11 protein-coding genes are annotated in these 22,305 nt (G+C 40.9%); all 11 read right to left on the bottom strand.

Features of this window, described 5'->3' with window-relative positions; genetic code table 11:
- Nucleotides 1-28 precede the first annotated feature (28 nt).
- Nucleotides 29-1,396, bottom strand: a complete 1,368-nt coding sequence (locus V2H41_RS13240; RefSeq protein ID WP_330975644.1) for a glycoside hydrolase family 43 protein — start codon at nucleotides 1,394-1,396, stop codon at nucleotides 29-31.
- A 169-nt stretch (nucleotides 1,397-1,565) separates the two neighbouring features.
- The gene (locus V2H41_RS13235) at nucleotides 1,566-3,326 is read right to left on the bottom strand and encodes a glycoside hydrolase family 43 protein (protein ID WP_330975643.1); all 1,761 of its coding nucleotides are present in this window, start codon (nucleotides 3,324-3,326) and stop codon (nucleotides 1,566-1,568) included.
- Between the two features lie 38 nt (nucleotides 3,327-3,364).
- Nucleotides 3,365-5,749, bottom strand: coding sequence for a glycoside hydrolase family 127 protein (locus V2H41_RS13230; RefSeq protein WP_330975642.1), 2,385 nt, complete (start codon nucleotides 5,747-5,749; stop codon nucleotides 3,365-3,367).
- Between the two features lie 16 nt (nucleotides 5,750-5,765).
- Complete coding sequence (locus V2H41_RS13225) at nucleotides 5,766-7,412, bottom strand: glycoside hydrolase (protein WP_330975641.1); 1,647 nt, start codon at nucleotides 7,410-7,412, stop codon at nucleotides 5,766-5,768.
- Between the two features lie 29 nt (nucleotides 7,413-7,441).
- Nucleotides 7,442-9,421 carry an alpha/beta hydrolase-fold protein gene (locus tag V2H41_RS13220; RefSeq protein WP_330975640.1) on the bottom strand — a complete coding sequence of 660 codons (1,980 nt, stop codon included), beginning with the start codon at nucleotides 9,419-9,421 and terminating at the stop codon, nucleotides 7,442-7,444.
- Nucleotides 9,422-9,609: 188 nt separating this feature from the next.
- Nucleotides 9,610-11,328 (bottom strand): endo-1,4-beta-xylanase, encoded by a 1,719-nt coding sequence (locus V2H41_RS13215; RefSeq protein WP_330975639.1) that lies wholly within the window; start codon nucleotides 11,326-11,328, stop codon nucleotides 9,610-9,612.
- A 23-nt stretch (nucleotides 11,329-11,351) separates the two neighbouring features.
- On the bottom strand, nucleotides 11,352-12,329 hold the full coding sequence (locus V2H41_RS13210) for a DUF5627 domain-containing protein (protein ID WP_330975638.1): 978 nt from the start codon (nucleotides 12,327-12,329) through the stop codon (nucleotides 11,352-11,354).
- A gap of 32 nt (nucleotides 12,330-12,361) precedes the next feature.
- Nucleotides 12,362-14,131, bottom strand: a complete 1,770-nt coding sequence (locus V2H41_RS13205; protein WP_330975637.1) for a RagB/SusD family nutrient uptake outer membrane protein — start codon at nucleotides 14,129-14,131, stop codon at nucleotides 12,362-12,364.
- Between the two features lie 26 nt (nucleotides 14,132-14,157).
- Nucleotides 14,158-16,989: a SusC/RagA family TonB-linked outer membrane protein gene (locus V2H41_RS13200; RefSeq protein ID WP_330975636.1), complete on the bottom strand. Its 2,832-nt coding sequence runs from the start codon at nucleotides 16,987-16,989 to the stop codon at nucleotides 14,158-14,160.
- A gap of 21 nt (nucleotides 16,990-17,010) precedes the next feature.
- A complete protein-coding gene (locus tag V2H41_RS13195) occupies nucleotides 17,011-18,894 on the bottom strand; it encodes a RagB/SusD family nutrient uptake outer membrane protein (protein WP_330975635.1) in 1,884 nt (627 codons plus the stop codon).
- Between the two features lie 12 nt (nucleotides 18,895-18,906).
- On the bottom strand, nucleotides 18,907-22,065 hold the full coding sequence (locus V2H41_RS13190; RefSeq protein WP_330975634.1) for a SusC/RagA family TonB-linked outer membrane protein: 3,159 nt from the start codon (nucleotides 22,063-22,065) through the stop codon (nucleotides 18,907-18,909).
- Between the last annotated feature and the right edge of the window lie 240 nt (nucleotides 22,066-22,305).

The following is a 22,305-nucleotide window of genomic DNA, read 5'->3' as shown; positions in this document are numbered from 1 at the left end:
TATTTTATCAGTAAACACTAAATATTTTTTATTCAGATACCATCCACCAATCAAAATAGGCAATACGACCTCTTTTATTTTCACCACGGAATACAAAATAAACATCGTGTATGCCACTTACTTTATCTAGATTGGTCGAAAGTACCCGCCAACGATCATCACCTCCTGTGTAAGGAATATCGAGACTCGCAAGCAATGTTCCATCCACACTTCCCAGTCGTACCTCCATTTTAACACCTCCATTATGAGTGCTACCTACTCTTGCAGTAAACTTTGACGCTCCTTTTCTGAAATCCACTTCGCGCACTTTGATATATGCCCCATCTCTCATAGCGTTGACAAAAACACCTACTACATCGTTTTGAGTGGCCTTGATGCCTTCAGAGAAAGCGATGGTTTCTGCTTCTGTTTTCTGGAAAGGATTTAGCGGCTTTAAAGCCTTTTTAATACCTTCTGTCATGCGCATGGGCTTAATGGTGCCGTCTTTGTTGAACGCTACTTCTTCCACAGCTACGGAACGATTGAAACCTCCACCACCCGGCAATGCTCCATTATGATAGAAAAAGTAGGTTTTGCCCTTATAGTCTACAATGCCTGGATGATTGGTAAAACTTCTTCCTTCGGTAGGCATTAAGGTCCCTTGATACTTCCAAGGGCCTATAGGAGTATTACTCGTAGAATAGCCGATATGTTCCGGAATAGGACCGCCGGCCCAAAGGAGATAGTATAAATCGTTTCGTTTGTACAGCCACGGACCTTCTTCGTATAGAGTCGGACGATCTTTTACATTTCCGTCGCGTTTACCGAAAGCTGCTTCCACCATAGGAACTTTCACAATCTCTCCCGAGTAAGAGATCATATCCTCATTGAGCTTTACATAATAGCAAAACGGATTGCCCCAATAGAGGTAAGCTTGTCCATCATCATCAATAAAAACAGTAGGATCGATATCGCCCCATTCGCTCTGTACTAAAGGCTTTCCTAACGGATCATAGAATGGTCCATAAGGACTATCGGATACTGCTACCCCTATTGCAGAACGATTGCTTCTGCGATCTTTAACCGGAGCATAGAGATAAAACTTTCCATTGCGTTGTACAACCTGTATAGCCCAGGCGTCTCCAATTCCCCATTCAAATGTTTTATAACTAGCAATAACACCATGATCCGTCCAGTTCACCATATCCTCTGTAGTATATAGCTTCCAGTTATCCATCACAAACCAACTGGAGCTGTCTTCATCATGACTGGTATAGAGGTATAATTTATCCTGATATACCAGAGGTGCCGGATCGGCTGTATAGTTAGTTTGCACAATAGGGTTCTGCGCAAAAGACAGCTTTATCGAAAAGAATGCCAGAGCACACAGCGTCTTTTTAAAAAAACGATACTTCATACTGCAAATAAGTTTTCCGTCAGAGATTTCTTAACAAAAGATTTTTCATCCAATAAAACGGGGCTATCGCTGCGTCTAACTATAAGGGAGTTACATATCAGACGGCACCTAATAGCCCCGAATTATGATAATGTATTTATAAACTCAAGCTTAACCGTATTCCAATAAACTATGGAAGTATATCGTTGCCGCTTGTTGCGTATAAGCCAATCAGGTTTCCAGTAAAGCCTCCGGCGACATTAGTGGAAAGAATATCTCCTGATACGGTTCCTCCCAAATTCTGGAATGCGCCACCATTAACTGAATAATTGAATTTATAATCATCATGATCTGCTACAATCTGCAATTGCACCGGGTTTTTAACATCAATAGGTGCACTTGCAATAATGGTAGTTTGCGGAGCGTTGCCCGGACGTGGAGGTCCTTTTCTTTCTGTTCTTGCCAAAACAATATAATTTTCATTTCCTTTCTTAGTTATACCAAATACATAGTTGAAAGCTTCACTCTGGTAACATACCAAACCTGCCAGATCTTTTTCTGACTGTGGAGCGTACTTCAGTGTAGTGGTAACTTCAAAGCTGTTGTGTTGCTGTCTGTGGAATAATGCAGAAACAGGTTTTTGTGCTTTGATATTATTTTCAAAAGGATTAATTACCAATCCTCCCTGAGGGGCAATAGAGATAAAATTCTCACGCGGACCCCTCATGGCAATCCATCTATAGTCAAGATTAATATTTTTGAAGTGCTCCTCGATAGTAAAGTTGCCGTTGGGGAAATAACCGTCTTTACCGTTCAGATTCTTTACGCCGGCAGGAGTGGGCAATTTAGGTTTCAATGGAATTAAACCGTTTTCAAACACTGGAAATGTTCCACTCCAATCTACTGGTAAAACAAAAGTTTCTCTACCTGTATTTACACGTCCTTTATTGTTAGGACGGATCGCCAAGAATACACCATAATATTTTCCATCAGGACCTTCTACCAAATCAGCATGACCGGCCCATTCTACGCGATTCTTACGATCTTTACCCAGATAGCGTTGTGTGAGAATAGGATTATTAGGCGCCGGTTTATAGGGTCCTTTAGGATGATCGCTGATAAATATCACTTCACTGTGCCAATCAGCAGTACCACCTTCAGCACACATCAGATAATATTTTCCATTTTTCTTATAAATGTGCGGTGCTTCGATCCAAATAGGTTTCTGACTAAGATCCACTCCACCGTCCACAATAATTTTATCTGTACCTGGAATCACATCATCTTTTTCTACATCATACTCCCAAATTTTAATCACACGGTGACCGTTATACAACTCTTTCCCGGGATCAGGTGCATCATTATGTACTACGTAAGCTTTTCCATCATCATCAAAAAACAGAGAAGGGTCGATACCATTAAAGTTCAGTTTAATAACGTCGCCCCATCCCTTAAAGGGATCTTTTGTTTTTACTACCATATTGCCGATACCTCCGGCGATCTGAGTAGTAATCATATAAAAAGTTTCGTTATGCGGATTATAGGTGATCGCTGGTGCATAAATACCGGAAGACACCCCTGCGGTTTCAACCTTCAGTTGAGAAGGTCTATCCAACACATGACCAATTTGTTTCCAGTTAACCAGATCTTTTGAATGGAAAATAGGCACCCCTGGAAACATAGAGAAAGATGAAACAACTAGGAAATAGTCATCGCCTCTTCTCACGATGCTTGGGTCGGGATAGCATCCTTGTAAGATAGGGGTATAAAACTCATCCTCTTTCAAAGGATTTTCATTATAAACAGCATCGTTGCCCTTATAGACAAACTGTGTAAACACAGGAACATTGCCGGGTGTTGTTGCCTTCTTTTTAGACTTCTGCGCAACCACATTCAGGCACGCGGCAAACATCATCAACATCCAGAAGGTAAATTGTTTTGTGTATTTCATCGTTAATTATCAGTTTTTGTATTTTATTATAATGAGGTTTATTGATTTTTTAATAATCGTATGTAATATACAGGGCTTACTGCACCTCCTTGTGTAGCCTGAAACTTCACCCTTATTTGCTCTTTGCCTTGAAGTATTCTTTCAGGAATTTTGTATTCTATATCAAAGAAGCGCGATTGATTCCAGCGGCCTGTATTATTCTCGCTTATCAGTTTTTCATCATCGATGTAGATATCGAACTTTTTAGTTCCCCACTCAGCTCCCCAGTAACGAACCTGAAGACTCAGAGACGTATTTTTATTGGTGCGTAACAGATAGCTAAAATATCCTCCCTCTGCAGCTTCTCGGAAAGACTTATCCTGATTATGCCCTCTTCTGGATCTTTCAGATTGCATAAAGTGATCGGCCTCAGGTTGCTGTTCGCCGGGTATTACAAAATCTACCGTACGTTTTTCTAGCTCGAGCATGGCTTTCTCCGCCGCAGCTAGTGAATCGAGATATCCGCGATACGCTTTTTCACTCAACGTCATCCAGTACATTATATATCGTGCATCATGCACTTCAAAAAACGGCTGCAGTTCCAACGAAGCTGCATTGATTATTTTTATTCCGTTCAATGTAAAATGAAGGGGTTTATCCTTTACTGGTTTTAAAGCCCTAATTAGCTCCGATTCCGACTCTGCAATAAGAATGGGCGCCTCATCTATAGGCAATTTTTTTCCGTGTGCGATATGCCCCCATCTACTGTCATCTGCTATAAGTCCGGCCAGATCTTCAGTTCCTGTTTTTGCAGCTAAAACAATCGGCCCATGCATAAGGGCTACATATTGTTTTACATTAGGGAGATACTCTACCCTTGTTTGCATAGGGAGACTGATTTCAATCACATCGCCTTTCTTCCATTTTCTATTAATCATTGCATACGATGATGGCAATAATGTGTGGGAGATGCTTTTACCATTCACTTTTATTTTAAAACCACCCTTCTTAATCCACGAAGGGTAGCGAATTAATAAAGGAAATGTAGCATCTCCCTTCATAACAGTTAGTATTGATCGCTCTTCATAAGGAAACTTTGTCGTCTGCTGTAGTACAACACCTTTCTGTTTCCAGCTCAAAGTTGAAGATGTAAAGAGATTGACATATAATGAATCCCCATGATGCGCATATATAAACTGTGCATATTTACCGTGGTTTTCCATGCCTGTGCCCACACAACACCACATTGCTGCATTAGGTGCTGAATACACTCGGTAACTTCTAGGACGTACCGGAGTGAAATAAACATACCCTCCATGTTGCGGATGCTGGGTAGACAAAATATGATTATATAATGCACGCTCGTAATAATCCATATAGTTGGCTTGAGGATGCACGCGGAACAGCGTCTCTGTAAGTTTTAGCATGTTGTGCGTATTACAGGACTCTGGCCCTTCTACATCCGTAATAAAATCATAGCAAGCCTGAACACTGGGGAAAAACTCTCTACGGCTATTGCCTCCAAACGCTAGCGTACGGTTTCCTGTAACGGTTTCCCAGAAGAACTTACCGGCAGTAAAGTATGTAGCATCTTTATCTAGCTCGCCAATTCGTGCAAAGCCTACAGCTTTGGGAACCTGAGTATTGGCATGTTTATTATCCAGATTATCGATTTGCTTGGACAAAGGATTAAGCAATTCTTTATGAGAAAATCTTTTTGCCGCTATCAGATATTTCTTATCACCACTGATTTGATAAGCATCTGCAAAGGTTTCATTGATACCTCCATGCTCATTGCCCAACATGTTTTCCATCTGCTCATCGGATAATTTTTCAGTGAGACTTATTGCCCAGTCGCAAAATCGCAGAAACATGTTTTTAGCTTTTTCGTTGCCGGTGTACAACCAGGCATCACGTAAGCCGGCATACATTTTATGCACATTATACCAAGGTACCCACCATTTCCAGATGACGCTGATATCACCTTTTTTAATTTTAGGCCATAAATCATTACCGTTAGGTACGCCTCCTACATAATCTACAGCCCAATCGGGATGTAATTTTCCATTAGCCTCCTGGCACTCCTGCAGCTCAGATAACATATAATCCATTCTTTCCTTCAATGTCACATTTCCTGTTGCTGCATAATGAATGGCCAACGCAGAGAGATAATGTCCACCCACATGCCCATCCAGTCCGTCCCAGTTTTTATAGCTCTCAGCTTTGGGGGTTAAGCCGGCTTCTTTTCTGTATGGTGCCAGAAGACGATCTACATCATACTGTAATAAAGTAGATACATTAAGGTCCTGAGCATGTTTGAACGGACCATCCAAAAGCTTCACATCGGTTAAAGGGAAGGCATTAGGATACAAGCCCGTTTGCCCATACCCGCATAATACACTTAAAGAACACCAAATACCCAATATATATCTTATAATACGCATATTCATTAAACAAAATTTATTTTAAAATTACTTTAACTGATAGGATGCTCAAAGGTTCTGCTGTAATACGAACAGCTCTCCTGTCATTACTCAATACACAATCTATAGGCTGCATACTCACGGAATTCGTTGTAATGACGCTCGATGCAGAATCAATATCTGAAGGGATGCCCAATTCCAGAATTCTCGAACTATTGGAACGGTTAATTAAAACGATGGTAATATCCTTATTTCCAGCATAAGCCGTAACCAGAAAATCATCAGAAGACAAATTATTTCCCAAAGTAGCTTCAATACGAGTGCGTCCTGTAGCATATTTAGCATAATGCGAAACGATATAACCGCGCTTTGTAATTTCACCGTTGGCTACAGTATACCATTGTGCCGGGTTATTAGGATCGCGGTTTTCACCAATCAGGGAATAGTAACGCTTCAGATACCAGTATATGTAAGCATTCATATTTGCCTTCATGCAGTTATGAATTTCAACTGCCAAATTAGATTTGAGAGAAGGCTCCCAAGCCCAATCTATTCCATTAGTCGTTTCATTAAAGAGATGCTCCGTCATCCACACTTCTTTATTGTGCTGACGAGCTAGCGGATAATCAGCGCTTGTTGTGGAAAAATTAAAACCATAAAGGTGGGTACCTACTATATCAAACTGATTCACCGCAACTGGATCGTTCAAGATAGGGTCGGTGTATGCTTTGTTGAATTGTACCGTTTCGCCTACAATCAACTTTGCCCCCACCGATCGACCATGACCTTTTACAAAATCCAGCATTTGTTGAGGAGTGTAGGAACAACCATCATAGCTTACTTTCCAGTCGGGCTCATTTTGCACTGAAACCGCATAAATATCTACACCCTGACTCTTATAATAGTCTACATAGCTTTTCAGATGATTTGCAAACGCTGCATAGTTTTCTGGCAATAAATATTCTCCATTCTCATTACTATTCGTGTTCACTGATTTTAATGCAGGTGGTGGCGTCCAAGGTGTTCCGAAAAGAATAGCCCCATGCTCTTGGGCGCGCTTTGCAACTTCTACCTCGTATGACCAAGAAGATGAGTTAGGATAAATCATTAATCGGCCGATATTCAGCCCTAAACCTTCACTACCGTATAGTTTATCAATATCCTCAACGGTGAGTTTGGTGCTTCCTGTCCAAGTACAGTTTATCATACCTCCGAAGCCCGTTACTTTCTGATAACGCATGGAAGGATCGATAGCGATACGGTCACTACCGGAGAGCGGTTTTTGAGTTATTGTCATTCGATGCTCTTGTCCGGTAGTAAGGCTTTTGATGATAATCTCTTCCTCTCTGGTGTTATCACTGAGATTGGGTTTCAATAACACTCTTACATCACTTACCACTCTTTCGTTTTGTTCATCACCTCCTTGTTCCGGGGTAAAACCAGTTACAAATCCATCCTGCTTATGAATCAGCGTCCATTTACTTTTGGACCATTTTACTTTTATGCTTACGCTAACATCATTAGCTTCTGCAATAGCTGAGCTCTTCTCAAACTCCGCATAAATTTCATTATTGATACCCACATCACTACTTTTCTTACATCCTGTAAGAATAAAGGCCCAACAGATAATGGCAAGTATCATTTGGGGAAAGTGACATGGATTGGTATGTAGAAGTTTCTGCATACGGCTAATGAATATTTGGGGTTATTAAATTATTTTTTGAATAACAATGGGGCCAGCTGATATAAGCTTCTTCTCCAAGTCAAGAATTCATGTGCTGTATTAGGAGAAACATAGTCTACGGCATTAAAACCGGCTTTCCTCAATGCCTCGGCAGCATTTTTTACTCCATCAGGATTTTCTTTACTACCGCAGCTTAGAAATATCAGCTTCACCTTTGATTTGTCCTTAATATCTTCTGGAGCATATGTACCACCACTTAATAAACCATAGTAAGCAAATACATCTGGATTGCGTAGTGTAATTTGTTTTGTTTCCATACCTCCCATTGAAAGTCCGGCCATTGCTCGATTTTCACGATTAGGAATGGTGCGGAAATGTTTATCTACGTAGGGAATGAGTTCTTTAATCAACACGGTTTCGAATGAATCAATCTTAAAGTCGCGAATGCGTCCCCATCTTATTTCATTTGTCATTCCGTAAGTCATTACGATAATGAATGGATTGATTTTTCCTTCGGCAATGAGGTTGTCCATAATTAGATTAGCTCTTCCCTGATTGCTCCAAGCGGTTTCGTCTTCACCCCATCCATGTTGCAAGTATAATACGGGATAACGCTTCTGAGGATTCTGTGTATAATCAGGTGGCAGATAAACAAAAGCTCTACGTGATGTACCTGTACTGGGCGAAGGGAACAGCACTTGTGTTACCATACCATGAGGCACATCTTTCAATGCATAAAAATCTTGGTCGGGTGCAGGAATTTCTATACCGCTCTCCCAACGTGTAGAACCATAAAAGTTTAATGCACCCGGATCGTTAAAGATGCCGCCATCAACAGTTAAATGATAATAGTGAAATCCTTCATCCAAGGGTCCTTCAGTAGTTCCTTCCCAATATCCGTCTTCGGTCTTTTTAAGTTGTGTGCCGCCTCTGCCACCCAGTCCCAAACTCACACTTACACTTTGCGCCTCAGGTGCATGAATTCTGAAACGGGCATAACCTTGAGAATTTACCTGAGGATATAATTGCCCGGGCTGATTTAATACAGAGGGTTTAAAGTCATCCTTTATGGCCGGAGCGGCAGAGCGTCTTGGAGGTCTGTTGGTAACATCAGTAGACACTTTGGGAGGAACAGACATTTTCAGATATTCTCCGAAAGTAGATGTATCAACAGGCTTGAAAATAAGCTGTGAGAACATATATAAGCCGTTCTTCCACACTTTAAAATCATGACCTCCCGGTTCAATAAAGTAGATATGAGGAACTTGATTCTCGGTGAGATAATCGTGCGTACGTTTGCTAAAGCCTATCAAACCATCATTATCACCACAAGAGATAAACAACAGCTTCAAGGTTTTTTTAAGTGCACTGGGGTCAGGGACTAACTCCTTAGGAGCTTTTGTATTGGGAGCTGCAGAGAAAGCACCTACCCATGCAAATACATCCTGATTGCCTAACCCAAAATTCAGCGACTGACCTCCACCCATGGAAAGTCCAGCAATAGCGCGATGCTCGCGATCTTGATATACAGGAAAGTTTTTTTGTATGTAGGGGATTAGATCGTTTAATAAATCTTTTTCAAATGTGGCAAAAGCAGCCACTTTTTCGGGCTCCATTACATTGCCACCGGCCCGGTCGTCTTTCATGGCTCGGCCATTGGGCATTACCACAATCATCGGTGCAATCTTACCATCAGCATATAAGTTATCTAAAATCACCTGGGGTTTTGCACCATTCAACCATTCGCGCTCATCGCCACCAATACCATGCAGAAGATATAAAACTGGGTATTTTTTATTTTTAGAAAAATCCGGCGGGGTATAAATTACCGCTTTTCGATTGACACCAACGGTGCGGGAAAAATATGTTATAGTATCAATCTTCCCTTTTTTGATGCCTTCTCTTGTTTCATCAAATCCTTGTGGTGCAGGTTGCACAACCTGCTGAGCTCCTACTTTACCGTATTGTAAGAGCAGGACGATAAACAGGAATTGCAATAGTTTTTTCATATAGTATATTTTTAAGAAATTTTCCATTCATCGAAATACCGGAAACCGATCTTTCAATACCCTTACAACAAGTTGTGTCCAAGGCTGCATGGTTATGGCGATTCCCATTGAAGTACCCGTGTTTTTATAATAAGATGCGTTATCCCCGAAATAATAAAACCTCATACGAGGCTTTATTATTTTCTGTATCACTTTCCTTTGTTGGCTTCAAGGGCTTCAACAACTCCGGCATATGCTTTTTTACGTAGATACTGTGTCGTCCACAACCCTACCGGCTCTCCAGGCCTCCAGTTTGAAGATGTGGCTCGGTCCATCGGGCTTTTGAAAATAATACCTGCCCGCTGTGCTGGAGGAATGAGGCGGTAGTAGGCATCTACAAACCATTTATACATCTCGGCCTGACTCTCGTAAAGATCATTGTTAGCAAGGCTTACCGTTACACCCACACCAATATCCAGAGCCGAAATCTTTATAAGTTTTCCGGTTCCAGCTAAAGCAGACAGCATCGCCTCTACCTGTGATTTATTAGTATTAAGATCTAATGCCAATTCCGTTGCAATACCATCAACCTGAGCGCCTTTGCTTTCGGTATAGGTAATAAAATCTTTCAGTCCTTGAATTTTTGCAGTATTGCCTATCAAATTTGTTTCTGTTATAAATAGCTTTACATTGTTGCCATAATATTGTCTGAACAGATTGATAGCAATAGCTGCATAGTCTTTTCCAAGATAATCCTGCCAGTAGAAAGTATTAGCCGGTACGGTAGTACCTACACCTGTACGAATTTCTGACGGATTATTATCATCCATGGGCTGATATACTACACTCCAAGAAGATGCACCTCCATTAGCAGCTTCTGCAACAGCCTTAAGCCATTTATCCAATTCGCCACGAATAATGGCAGCTTTTTCTTCCGGAGTTTTCACAATAGTTTCACCGGGTATATTCCAGTTCATGGTAATGTTATCCAGCAAATAATCTGCCGCACCTGTTCCGGAACCTAATGTCAATACAAACGTATTTGCTTCTTTTAAAGATTCTGGCAAATTCAAATTAGCCAGTGATAATGTAATTAAACCACGTCCCCATACATCAGCAGGAAAGCCAAATGATGATGGGCTTGCATACCCTACAGTACCAACATTGCCTAAACTTGAACTGATAGCCATCTGCATACCAAATCCGTAATAACCACAGCAGGTTCCTCCTTTAAAATCCACTTGCACTGTAGTATAGTGTTTTAACTGACGTCCTTCGGGGAGTGTTATCTGAAATTGCGGATAAGCGGTACCGGTAGTTCTTACTACTCGCAGCACCTTACCACTTTTACCATCCGGATCATTTATTACGTAAGCTTCCACGTCGCTGGTAGTAGTAGGATAAGTATCCCCCAAATTATTATTTTCAAAATCAACCACTACATCAGAACCTGATTCTCCAGGTAATACAATATCTGCAATGAGGGAATTCAGATAAGCGGATCTTTGGTTTTGATGCCACACCAGATGCCCCACGTAAGCGTCTGTTCCCGTCGTATCATTGGCAGCTAATGCGCTCTCCAAATCAGTTAGTACTATCGAACCATCTGCCTGAACACTATTCAGGTGACTGAGTACAGAACCCAACCCTAACTGATCAAATTGTTTTTGCACCAATCTGTACAGCAGACTATTGTTCCTAATATCGTTCAACGAAATCTCTGCTCCTAATGTAAAAGAGGGCTGATTGGAATAAGTAACATAACTCTTCAGCTCTCCCAAAGCATCTAACGCTTCTTGATCCAATATGCTTTGGGGTTTATCTACAAGAAACTCGCGGTTCTCAAATTTAGCACAACCGGTTATCAGCAGCACAAACACTACTAAAAGAACCAATCCATTAAATCCTTTATGTGTATTGGTATTCATATTTCTACTTGTTATTATAATAGTTATTGAACGATTGGGGTAAAGTATTCAGGTGCTACAGCTCTGTCGCGCATTACCAGCGTATCTTTAGTTGTAGCAGTTAACTGACTCATAGAAATATTATAATTCAGATATAATACATCTCTGTCTTGATTTCCCCAGCTATTCTTATCACCACGCTTTACAAAAGATCCTGTACCGGAAGCAGTAACACCTGCAGTACCGGAAGTAATGGTACAATTGCCATTGTCGTCGAAGTTGAGAAGCAGCGTTACAGTTATATTAACACCATTCTTATCCTTGAGAGGTACGGGAAACTCTAGTTGAGAAAGAGAACGGGTTGTGAGCTTATTCACTTCGTCTCGCTCTCTGTATTCAGCACGTCTGGTAATAGTTACAGGAGTGGTTTCTCCCTGATAGGTAACCTCATCTTGCCCTCTTCTTAAATAATTACCATGCCAGGTATTCACATATTTTACTACGTACAAAACAAAATCCTTACCTGCCAGTATGGAATCTGCATTTTGCACAGATACCATTTTTAGCGGGATCGCATAGGTATTTACGAGAGAAAGCGGATCGGCAAAGAATGCATCAGTAAGCTGCACCTGAACACCCCCCAAGATATTGCCGGGATGAATATTAATTGTATTTGATGCCATCGTATAATAATTAGATGGCATAGGCAATATTTTGGCACCTGTGTTAGAGAAGTATAAGCGATCCAGCAAACTGTTATCTACTTGTACACCAATCGCAACATTCTTCTTGTTATCCCGTGTACCGGCCAGCGTGGCTTTAATTTCCACTTTCTTTTCGTTATCCAATGAGTTGTCCACAAAAAGATCCTCTCCCAACTCCAGCGTTCTTACCGGATACTGTGTACCAAAGTATACAGTCTGGTAGTCAAAATCAGGGTGTGTGATGTCTTTGTTTTTAGTACAGTTACTAAAAACCAACCCCACCATCAATAACCAAATTAATTTTTTAGTAGTTGTCATCGTTGAACGATAATTTATGTACATGAATATTTTTAATTCCAACCTTTGTTCTGTAGCAGATTAGTAAACTTCAGAACTTCTGAATACGGTATAGGCCCGTAGCGCATGAAATCCTGATAAGATCTGTTTTCAACAACAAACGGAGTATATACTGCGCCATTTACATCCATACCACGTGCAGCTTCATTCAAAGGAGCATTCCAACGTCTTAAATCCCAGAAACGGAAACTCTCAAAGCATAATTCTAAGCGGCGTTCATTACGTATCAGTTGGCGCATTTTATCTTTATCTGTCTTACACTCTTCCAAATAAGGATCGCCATTATTTACACCCACACCTGCTCTTCTGCGAATGGCTTTAATTACATCATAAGCCGAGTAAGCATGACCTCCTGTACCGGTAGGGCCCCAAGCCTCATTTGCAGCTTCGGCGTATATGAGGAACATTTCGGTGTATCTGATTCTGGGCGTATAGTGTGTTTTACCAGTGGTTGAAGAGGGGTTTGCATTCACATCCATACGCAGTCTTTTCTTCATGTAATAACCGGTACGGGTTGAAGTGTTTCTTCTGTTAATACCATCATCGGTACCGGATGAGCTACCTGTAAGGATGACAGAATTAGAAACACCAGCAACTGAACCGTTATAGATAATGTAATGACTTAAACGTGGATCACGGTTGGCATACGGGTTAGAAGGATCGTAACCACTACCCGGATCAGAAATAGGATATCCGTTAGCCATCGGAAACGCATCTACCAAGTTCTGAGTAGGATTCATACTACCTGAACCAAAAAGAGAAGGCGGAAAATGTTCTCTTTCCATATCCACATTATTGGTAGCAATATTTGCTCTCCAGATTATCTCAGGAGGATTGTTGCCTTCGCTCAGATTATCAATTTCTGATGCATTAGCATAATAGGTAACCCCTGTTGACGCCAATCCGGAAACACCACCTTTATAATCAATCACAGCTGCAGCATAATTAGCTGCATCGGCCCATGTGTTTGTATTTTCCGAAGCCTGAAAAGCGGGACTAGCAGCAAGCAGTGCTGTGCGGGCACGGAAAGACTTTGCAATTAATCCATTGAATAGCTGTCTTGCATACACACCCATCACACGGTTATAGGTTTCCACGTTTTGAGTAATATGCTGAAAGCGAGCAGGGATCTGACTTGGATTACTAATATTGTTATACTCTACAGGAAGATAAGCCTCTGCGCTATCCAGGTCTCTGTAAATTTGCTTTACACACTCATCAAAGCTGGCACGAGGTAAATTGAAATCAGAATTGATAGTTTGGTAGCTAGTAATAATAGGTACACCCAGTAATCTACCATCTTCTGTAAAGCCTGCATGGTTGCGAAGTAGGAAGTACATGTATAAAGCACGTAATCCATACGCCTCACCCCGCATGCGCAGATTGAATAGTTGAGCGGCGGCTTGATCTTCTGCCCATTTTACCTTATCTACATTTTCCAGGAATAGATTAAGATACTGAATGGCTCCGAATGCACTCTGCCAAAGGTTAAATGGGTTATTGGAGGATGTCCACGAGCCGGTAGCCACCTGCAGATAACTATTGGAAAGCTGATTGGTTACCGCATCGTCGGTAGCATAATCGCTATTATCGTAATAAGAGGGAATTGAGCGATAAGCGTTTACCAGAAAACCTTGAGCATATGCCGCATCGGTATACATCTGATCAATGGTTTTTAGGTTCTCAGGATCGGGTTCGAACAGCTTTTTACAACCCGATGCCATGATTAAAACTCCCGCTATGATGAGTATCTTGATTTTCATAATTCAAATTCGTTTAACATTTCTAATTAGAAAGTAGCTTTAAACCCTAAGTTGTAGAACCTATATTGAGGAGCTGAACCAATATTCATTTCCATCATCTTTCTTTCCTTCGAAATCACCAACAGGTTATCTCCATGTACATACACACTCAATCCTTTTACAAATGAGTTGTTGAATGTTCCGAAGTCATATGTAAGCTGTACACGGTTCAAATTAAATCTGTTGTTCTTATACATCCAGTAGGTGGAGTTTTGGAAATTATTACTGTTGTTAGTGGTGGTAAGACGAGGATAAGTACCTTCCTTAACCAGTTCCCATTCTCCGCCTGCATTCTGCTCAATAATACTGCGACCTAATACCACCTCGGAATACTTATCATTACCCCTTACCCAGTAATAGGAAGTATTTTTAAATCCAATGGCACCGGACTGTCCACTACCCAATGCAAATAGGGTAAGTCTTCTCCATTTTAAAGTAAGATTGATACCATATGTGAAAGGAGATACAGCCCATCCGTTTTTACCCAGGTTTACCTGGTCTCTGGTATCCACAACACCATCTCCGTTTACATCTTTATATTTTATATCACCTGGTTTCACATCACCAAATGTTTGTTTCGCGTGGTTGTCAATATCAGCTTGGTTTTTAAACAACCCTTCGGCAATATATCCCCAGTAAGCATCCAGTGGTTTACCGGTTCTATTCTGATAAGCATCGGCATATACCTCATCTCTTTTGATTGCCTTAGAATTATAGAACATGCCCGCAAAACCTAAAGAGTAATACACCTCTCCTATTCTGTTATTGAAGTTGATTGTATAATCAACTCCGGTTCTTCTGTCGTTGTTATAGTTTAGGTAAGGTAAGAATGAAAAGTCCCAGTTAGAGAAATAAGAGGGGAAGATAGTAGATGAACCTTGTGTCAGCAAACCGTTAGTGTTCTGCAAGAAATAGTTTGCATCTACAGTAAGCAGGTTTTTGAATAGTGCCATATTCAGTCCTACTCTGAATTCATTTCTTTTTATAAAATCCAATCCCAAGTTTTCTCCCTGAACCGATCCGGTAGTCCATCCACCTGCAACACCATCACGCCAGGTATACCAACCCGCATCATCCTTAAAGTATCCCTGATACATATAATAATTCGCTATATCGATATCCTGTTTCAGAGATGCGTAGGATGCCACCAATTTCAGATCGTCGACAAAAGATAAACTGTTTTGGAAGAAGTCTTCGTCACTGATGCGCCACCCCAATGTGACAGTAGGCGAGAAGCCCAACCTGTTGCCAGGAGCTAATTTTGCAGAATGCACTAATGCGCCTGTAAAATCAAAGTAGTATCTATGTTTATAGTTATACCCTACTTGCAAACCAGCATTGGCATTTCTTATAGGCTGATAAGTACTGCTACCATGGTTTTCATCAGCAGTAATATAAGATGTATAACCCCAACCTATAAGAGAAGCCGCAACATTGTGCACATTAGAAAAAGTATTTTTATAATCAAACTGAGCTCTTAAGCTATTAGTTTGTGTATATCTGGTTTCACCAATAAATTCGTTAGTAGAGTTCTGATCATTATTGTACTTAACTAAGTTGGTGATCATTTCTACACCATCGATAGTATTCCAGGTAGGCTCGTACACGGCATAGTTCTCCCGAAATCCTTCTGTATAAAGTGAGCTGTAATCCATGCTGTAAGTGGTGCTAAAGGAGAGGCCTTTCAACACAGCTCCCAAATCGGCTGTTGCTCCTACATTGAACATGAACCTGCGGTTTTTGGTTTTAATATAACCAGCCACCAGCATGTCGGCAAATGTATTAGTTTGATCAGTAGAGGTTCCTCCTAGGAGATACTTTCCATCGATAATTTTCCTGCTGCTTTGTACCATGTTCTGGATGTTTGTATTCATGGGATCCAGCATATCGATAGGAATAAAGGGAGAGAACCAGTTAGGACGCAGCGTTGCAGCCGCCCCCCAGAAGTCTCCACGTCCTGCATAACCATTAGTAATTACCGCCACCGCATCAGTATGTGCCGAAAGCCATTTGTTAAGATTCATATCCACATTGGACCTTACATTCAGCTGTATATTATGGTTATTCTTTGTATCCCCAAACTTCAGGATATCATTGTTATAAGATAGCCCAATATTGTTGTAATAGCGAGCTTTTTCATTACCGCCCGATATCTCAGCTGTAATATCTGATCTTGAATAAGCTTTGCGCAAATACTCTGAAGTGAAAAAAGAAACATCCGGATATCGGTAAGGATTTTTGCCGCTTGCAGTATTATATATAAGCTCCTGAGAGTAACGCTCTGCAATACCATCGTTTCTAGAAGCCTCATTAAATAAGGTCATATACTCTGCTGCATTCAGATAAACAGGATATGACTTCGGTGTATAAATACCTGTATTGGCCCGTACATCTATAGTAAGTGGCTTTATGGCGCCTCTTTTTGTTGTAATTAATATAACACCTTTTGCTCCGTTACTACCGTACAAAGCCACACTGCTTGCACCTTTCATTATGGTAATCTTCGATACCTCTACCAGCCTTATATCTGCTGCGCTTCTAGGAACACCATCCACCAGCACTAGAGCACCTTGCCCCCATACATTACCGGTAAACCCTCCTATAAAACTTTGCACATTATCGAGGCTGTAAACAGCATAATTTTTCTTAAGCAGTTCTTCAACATCAATGGTTGAAACTCCCCCTAACAGGTCTTCTCTTTGAACTTGCCCAAATGCAACATTCACCGTGCTATCGGAATTTACCTGCGCATGGGTGCTCACTGCACTGAATATAGATAATGCAAGCAGAGCGGAACCTATAATAGTATTTTTCTTCATTATTTATCTATATTTAAATAATTACCAACCGGGATTTTGTTTAAAACCTTCATACATATTTACGTCTGACTGAAGGAACGGGAACCAATAATGTTTGTCAGACAGCTGTCTTTCTAATAGTATTGTTTCTCTGAAATTCAATACTCTTGCATTGTGAGGATCAGCATATACTTGCTGGTTGGGCATGCCTCTGTCAAACTCAACAGCCTTCTTCAGTGTATAAGGACGTTTGGTTAATAACAACCATCTGCGTAAGTCTACAAAACGATGGCCTTCGAAAGCTAATTCCACAGCACGCTCTCTACGCAACTCTGATAAGAAGTTTTCAGTAGTATTCAGGAATTTTGAATGCACATAACCTACACCTGCTCTTTCTCTGATTTTATTTACAGCATCTACGGCCGAAAGATGATAACCAGCAGCCTTGCTTTGTGGAGTACCATAACCTACCGCAGTGGCTTCTGCATACATTAAATAAACATCGGCTAGACGCATAAAGCTTAATACAAAAACATTGTTTTCATTGTAACCTTCCCAGTCGTTCAGAAGCTTAGATGTAAACTTGGAGTTCATATAACCGGTTCGTACGGCTTTATTACTGTTTGCTGTACGATATAAACCACCGGTAAACAGACTTGCATATTGTCTATACTCATCATTACCTACTAAACCACCATTACTTACACATTTCTCCCCATCCACCATGATATCGTGATAGAATCTAGGATCTCTTCCCTTCCATGGATACTCAGGGTCATAACCTGACTCAGGATCTGGAGACTCAGGATCCACAATTGGCAAGCCATTCGCCATACCGTAATAGTCGACATAGTTTGCGGTGGGATATACTTTAATACCTGAACCATTAATAGTCATGGGTCTGAAATCGTTCACCTGATTCCAACGCCAGCGACCTCCACTTTCAGCCAAGTTCTCAACAAATATGGCCTCTTTTAATCCGGGTAATCTTCCGCTTTGATTAAAGGTGTAGAATAATTGTGTGTATTGAGAGAAGTTGGCCAACTCATAACGATTGGTGCTCTCTGTGAGCTGCAGCGCTTGAGCAAATGCATCAGCAGCCTTTTTACAATACTCTATATTATACGATTCAGAACCGGTAGACTCTTTGTTCATTAATGGACTTCCAGCCCACAAATAGTTTTTACCTAAGTAAGCCAGTGCCATGATTTTATTAGGACGGAAATTATTGTTACCTAATGTCTGTCTTCCTCTATCAGTTTGATCCCAGTCTACAGGCAACAAATCCGCTGCTGTACGGAAGTCTGCAGCAGCTTTTTCCGCTGTTTCATGATAATTAAGGCGGGGCAATGTCAAAGGTTTATCAGTAGGAAGTGCTTCATCCACGTAAGGCAATCCTCCCCAATATTGCATAATCATGAAATGGAACCAACCTCTGAAGAAATATAACTGACCCGCAATAAGATTTTTTTCTTCTTGAGTAGCATCAGTTAGTTTATCCAGATTAGCAATACCCACATTTGCTTTCCTGATGGCATACCAGGATAAACCCCACATTTTGTTTTTCTCAAATCTGTTGTTAGAAACCGGATCGCCACCTGTTTTAAAATAACTGTAATAACGGGTTTGCCATCCCCAATAATCACCTTGGTCAACCGCTTCAGCAAAAAGACGAGTTTCACCAAGTTCCCATAGCTCTTCCTCACCAAAGTTCCAGTTGTTATGATAGTCAGCGGAACTTACTAAGGGAATACAGTTATACAATTCTTCTACAAAACCTTGAAAGTTCACAAAGTTTTTGAATGGTTCAGTTTCATCAATGTCACTCTGGGGTGCTTTATCAAGATATTTTGTACATGCATTAAAGCTCACTGTAATTACGAAAGCACAAACCACCAGATATAATGTCGATAAATATTGTTTCATATATCAGTTCGTTTATAGGGTTATATCTATACCAAAATTGAAGCGTCGCAGAGTCGGGTAAGCACCAAAGCTGGAGCTACCACTGAAGTTGGATTCACGATCATCCGGCATCTTAGTCCAAAGAAACAGATTGCTACCGTTCAAATAAATTTTACATTTCTGTACGCCCAATCTGTTAATTGCCTTACCACTAATAGTATATCCTATCTCTGCATTCTTAAGCCTTAAATAAGAACCATCATACAGATATCTTGTTCCTACTGCTTCGCCACCTAAGATGGTAGACCAGCGAGGATAAGGAATATCACCTCCCCTTTGCACTGTCCAGTAAGTACCTTCTACATAGGCTACGTTAGAAGTAGAGTGGAATGTGGGGAATGCTACTTCACGTGTAACATTGTTCACACCATAAAACTGAAGGAACAGATTCCAGCCTTTCCAGTCTATACCCAATGAAGGGCTATAGGTATTTTGTGGATTTGATGGATACATATATGGCGCTCTGTCGTAATCATCAATAACACCATCGCCATTAAAGTCGATAATATTGAAATCACCTGGTAGTTTATTATTGTTGTTTGAAGTACGAGGAGTACTTGCATATACATCATCCCAAGATGTGAGGAATCCATAATCAAGAAATGCTCTTGTTTGTCCGATAGGATATCCTTCGGTTTTTTGATAAGCAGGTAATAATTGTGGTGAATCTCTAAATATTACTTTGTTCTTTGCGTGAGTAAAGTTGGCATTCACCCATGCTCTTAGTCCGTTAGCAAAGGAATGCGTTAATCTGATTTCAAACTCGTAACCGTTAGCTTTTACACGACCCAGATTAGCGCTGGGAGCAGTCACACCGAAATAAGAAGGAATAGCACGAGAATTTCCGCCGATGATAATATCCCTTCTGTCATCAGAGAAGTAGTCAAAACTACCTGATATCTTACCACGCAAGAAGCTATAATCCACACCTATATTGCGTTTTTCCACTGTTTCCCATGAGATGAAAGGATTACCAAGTGTACTGATGCGATAAAAAGTGTAGGGAGTGTTTGATGGTACCGGACCCATTACGGCATTACCGCCGTAAGTCCACTGATCGGTATACAACCATCTTCCGCTTACATTATCATCCCCTATCAAACCCCACGAACCTCTTATTTTAAATGTATTCAGAAATTCTACATTCTCCATGAATTTTTCGTTGGTCAACATCCATCCCAGAGAGAGCGAAGGGAAGAATGCAAAGCGATAATCCGGACCGAATTTTTCAGAACCGTTATACGCGCCGTTTGCTTCGAAGAAGTATCTGCTGGCATAGTTATAAGTAACTCTAAACACCCAGTCTTCTCTGTAGTGGAAAAACTCACTACCGGTCGCATATTTTTCTCTTTGTACCAATCCCATAGCACCTACATCATGCACTCCGAACTTTCTGGCATAGTTAATTCTTGCAGAGTAGTTGATACGTCTGTAGGTAGCGCCCATATTCATTCTTCCGGATTCGCTAGACCATTTCACACCATCCGTAAAGTCAAGCTGTGTACCACTATTGATCTGCTGCTCATACATTATAGTTCCGGTTTCGGGATCTACCCATTTGCGCTGCGCATTATTATATAAGTCATTAATACCTCTTCCTACTTCCTGGAATATGTTATCCATGGACAGGTTACCTCTAATACTGAGACCTTTGGTGATCATGGATAAATCTTGCGTCAAAATAAAGTCTGTAGTAAGTTGTGTTCGAGTTCTTTTCTCCACTCCCGACATAGCAAGGAGGTATACCGAGTTAGGAACATCGGCATTTCTTGGAGCATACCAACCCCAAGTACCGTCGGAATATATCGGCCACATGGCATCTGGTGAGGTACGATAGGCTGATGCCCAGAAAGTAGCATCGCCGTCGGATGCGTTCCAAGGCACTTTTCTTACACCATTTGAACCAAATAGTTTGGTTGAAAATTTGGTAGTCTTGGTAAGATTAAAGTCTAAGTTACTACGCGCGTTCAAACGTGTATAACCGTATCCAGCATTATAACCTCTACCGTTCTGAAATGTTTTGAACAAGTCTCCTTCGTATACAAAGTCTACTCCTGCAAAGTATGTTACAAAGTTGGTACCACCGGAAACGTTTGCGCTAGTATTATTAGACCAAGCAACATCCTTGAACAAGGCATCCACCCAGTCAACATTGGGATATCTGTCTCTTTCTTCGGGAGTTGCGGGATTACGATATTTATCTAATATAGCGTAAGGCTTATAAGCTGTCCATCCTCCGGGTACCAGCCCCAGTTCACGCTCAATTACCTGATTTTTCAGAGATAAGGCGTCATAAGAATCATATTTCTCCGGTAGTTTTGAAGCCATTTTGGCTGTCATGTTGGAGCGAATCTCAATATTCGCCTTTCCTTTTGCACCTTGCTTGGTAGTAATAAGTATTACACCATTTGCACCTTTTACCCCAAATACAGCCGTGGCGGACGCATCCTTTAATACCGACACAGTTTGCACCGATGCGATGTCGATAGAGCTAATAGATCTTTCCACACCATCTACAAGTATCAAGGGAGCACTGTTATTCCAAGAAGTCTGTGCACGAATCAGAATCTGAGGATCTTCTGCACCAGGCATACCGGTAGAAGATATAGTAACAACACCAGGCAGGTTACCTGTAAGGGCCATACCCAAGTTGGTCACCCCACCTGCTCGCTGTAAAACCTCTCCGGTGGTTTGTGTAATAGCACCTACTACACTTTCTTTCTTTTGTTCACCATAACCCACTACCACTACATTTTCCATAGCCTGCGGGTTAATTCTCAAACGAACCACCAGATTGGAAAACTCTTCCTTCTTAACATTTAGGAGCAGTGGCTCATAACCTACGTTGGTAATCATCAGCTTCGGATTGTCGCTTTTAACTTGTATTCTAAAAGTTCCATCCTGCAGGCTAATGGTGTAAGCGTTAGTTCCATCCTCAGTAATACTGGCTCCAGAAATAGGCTCATTGTTTTCGGACAAAACCCTACCAGTAATAATCATAGAGTCCTGAGCAAAAACTGTAATGCCCCAAAACATAAACAGCATTATCAGCGTCATCATTTTTTTATAAAATGATGCATGGGTTCCGAATAATGAACCACTTCTATTACAGATAGCGTGACTTCTTTCCATATCGATTGATGTATAACATTTTATTATGTTGACATGTACCCTTCAGGCAAAGCATAGCACCTTGAGGCATATAACTTATATTGAGCAAAATGATGGAAGATTCTAGTTATGGTATCGAATTTTCAGCAGTCTTTTCATCTCAAACAATCATTTTTTAGATTCAATGGCACACGCTTCATTCAGACAAGCTTAGCAAACAATCTCTCCCAACAAAACTCAATCGAAACGCAACTATTGGTT

Origin of the sequence: Niabella digestorum (genome assembly GCF_036409055.1) — a bacterium.
In the GTDB taxonomy this organism is placed as follows: Bacteria; Bacteroidota; Bacteroidia; order Chitinophagales; family Chitinophagaceae; genus Niabella; species Niabella composti.
This window is presented reverse-complemented; position numbering and strand designations above follow the sequence as displayed.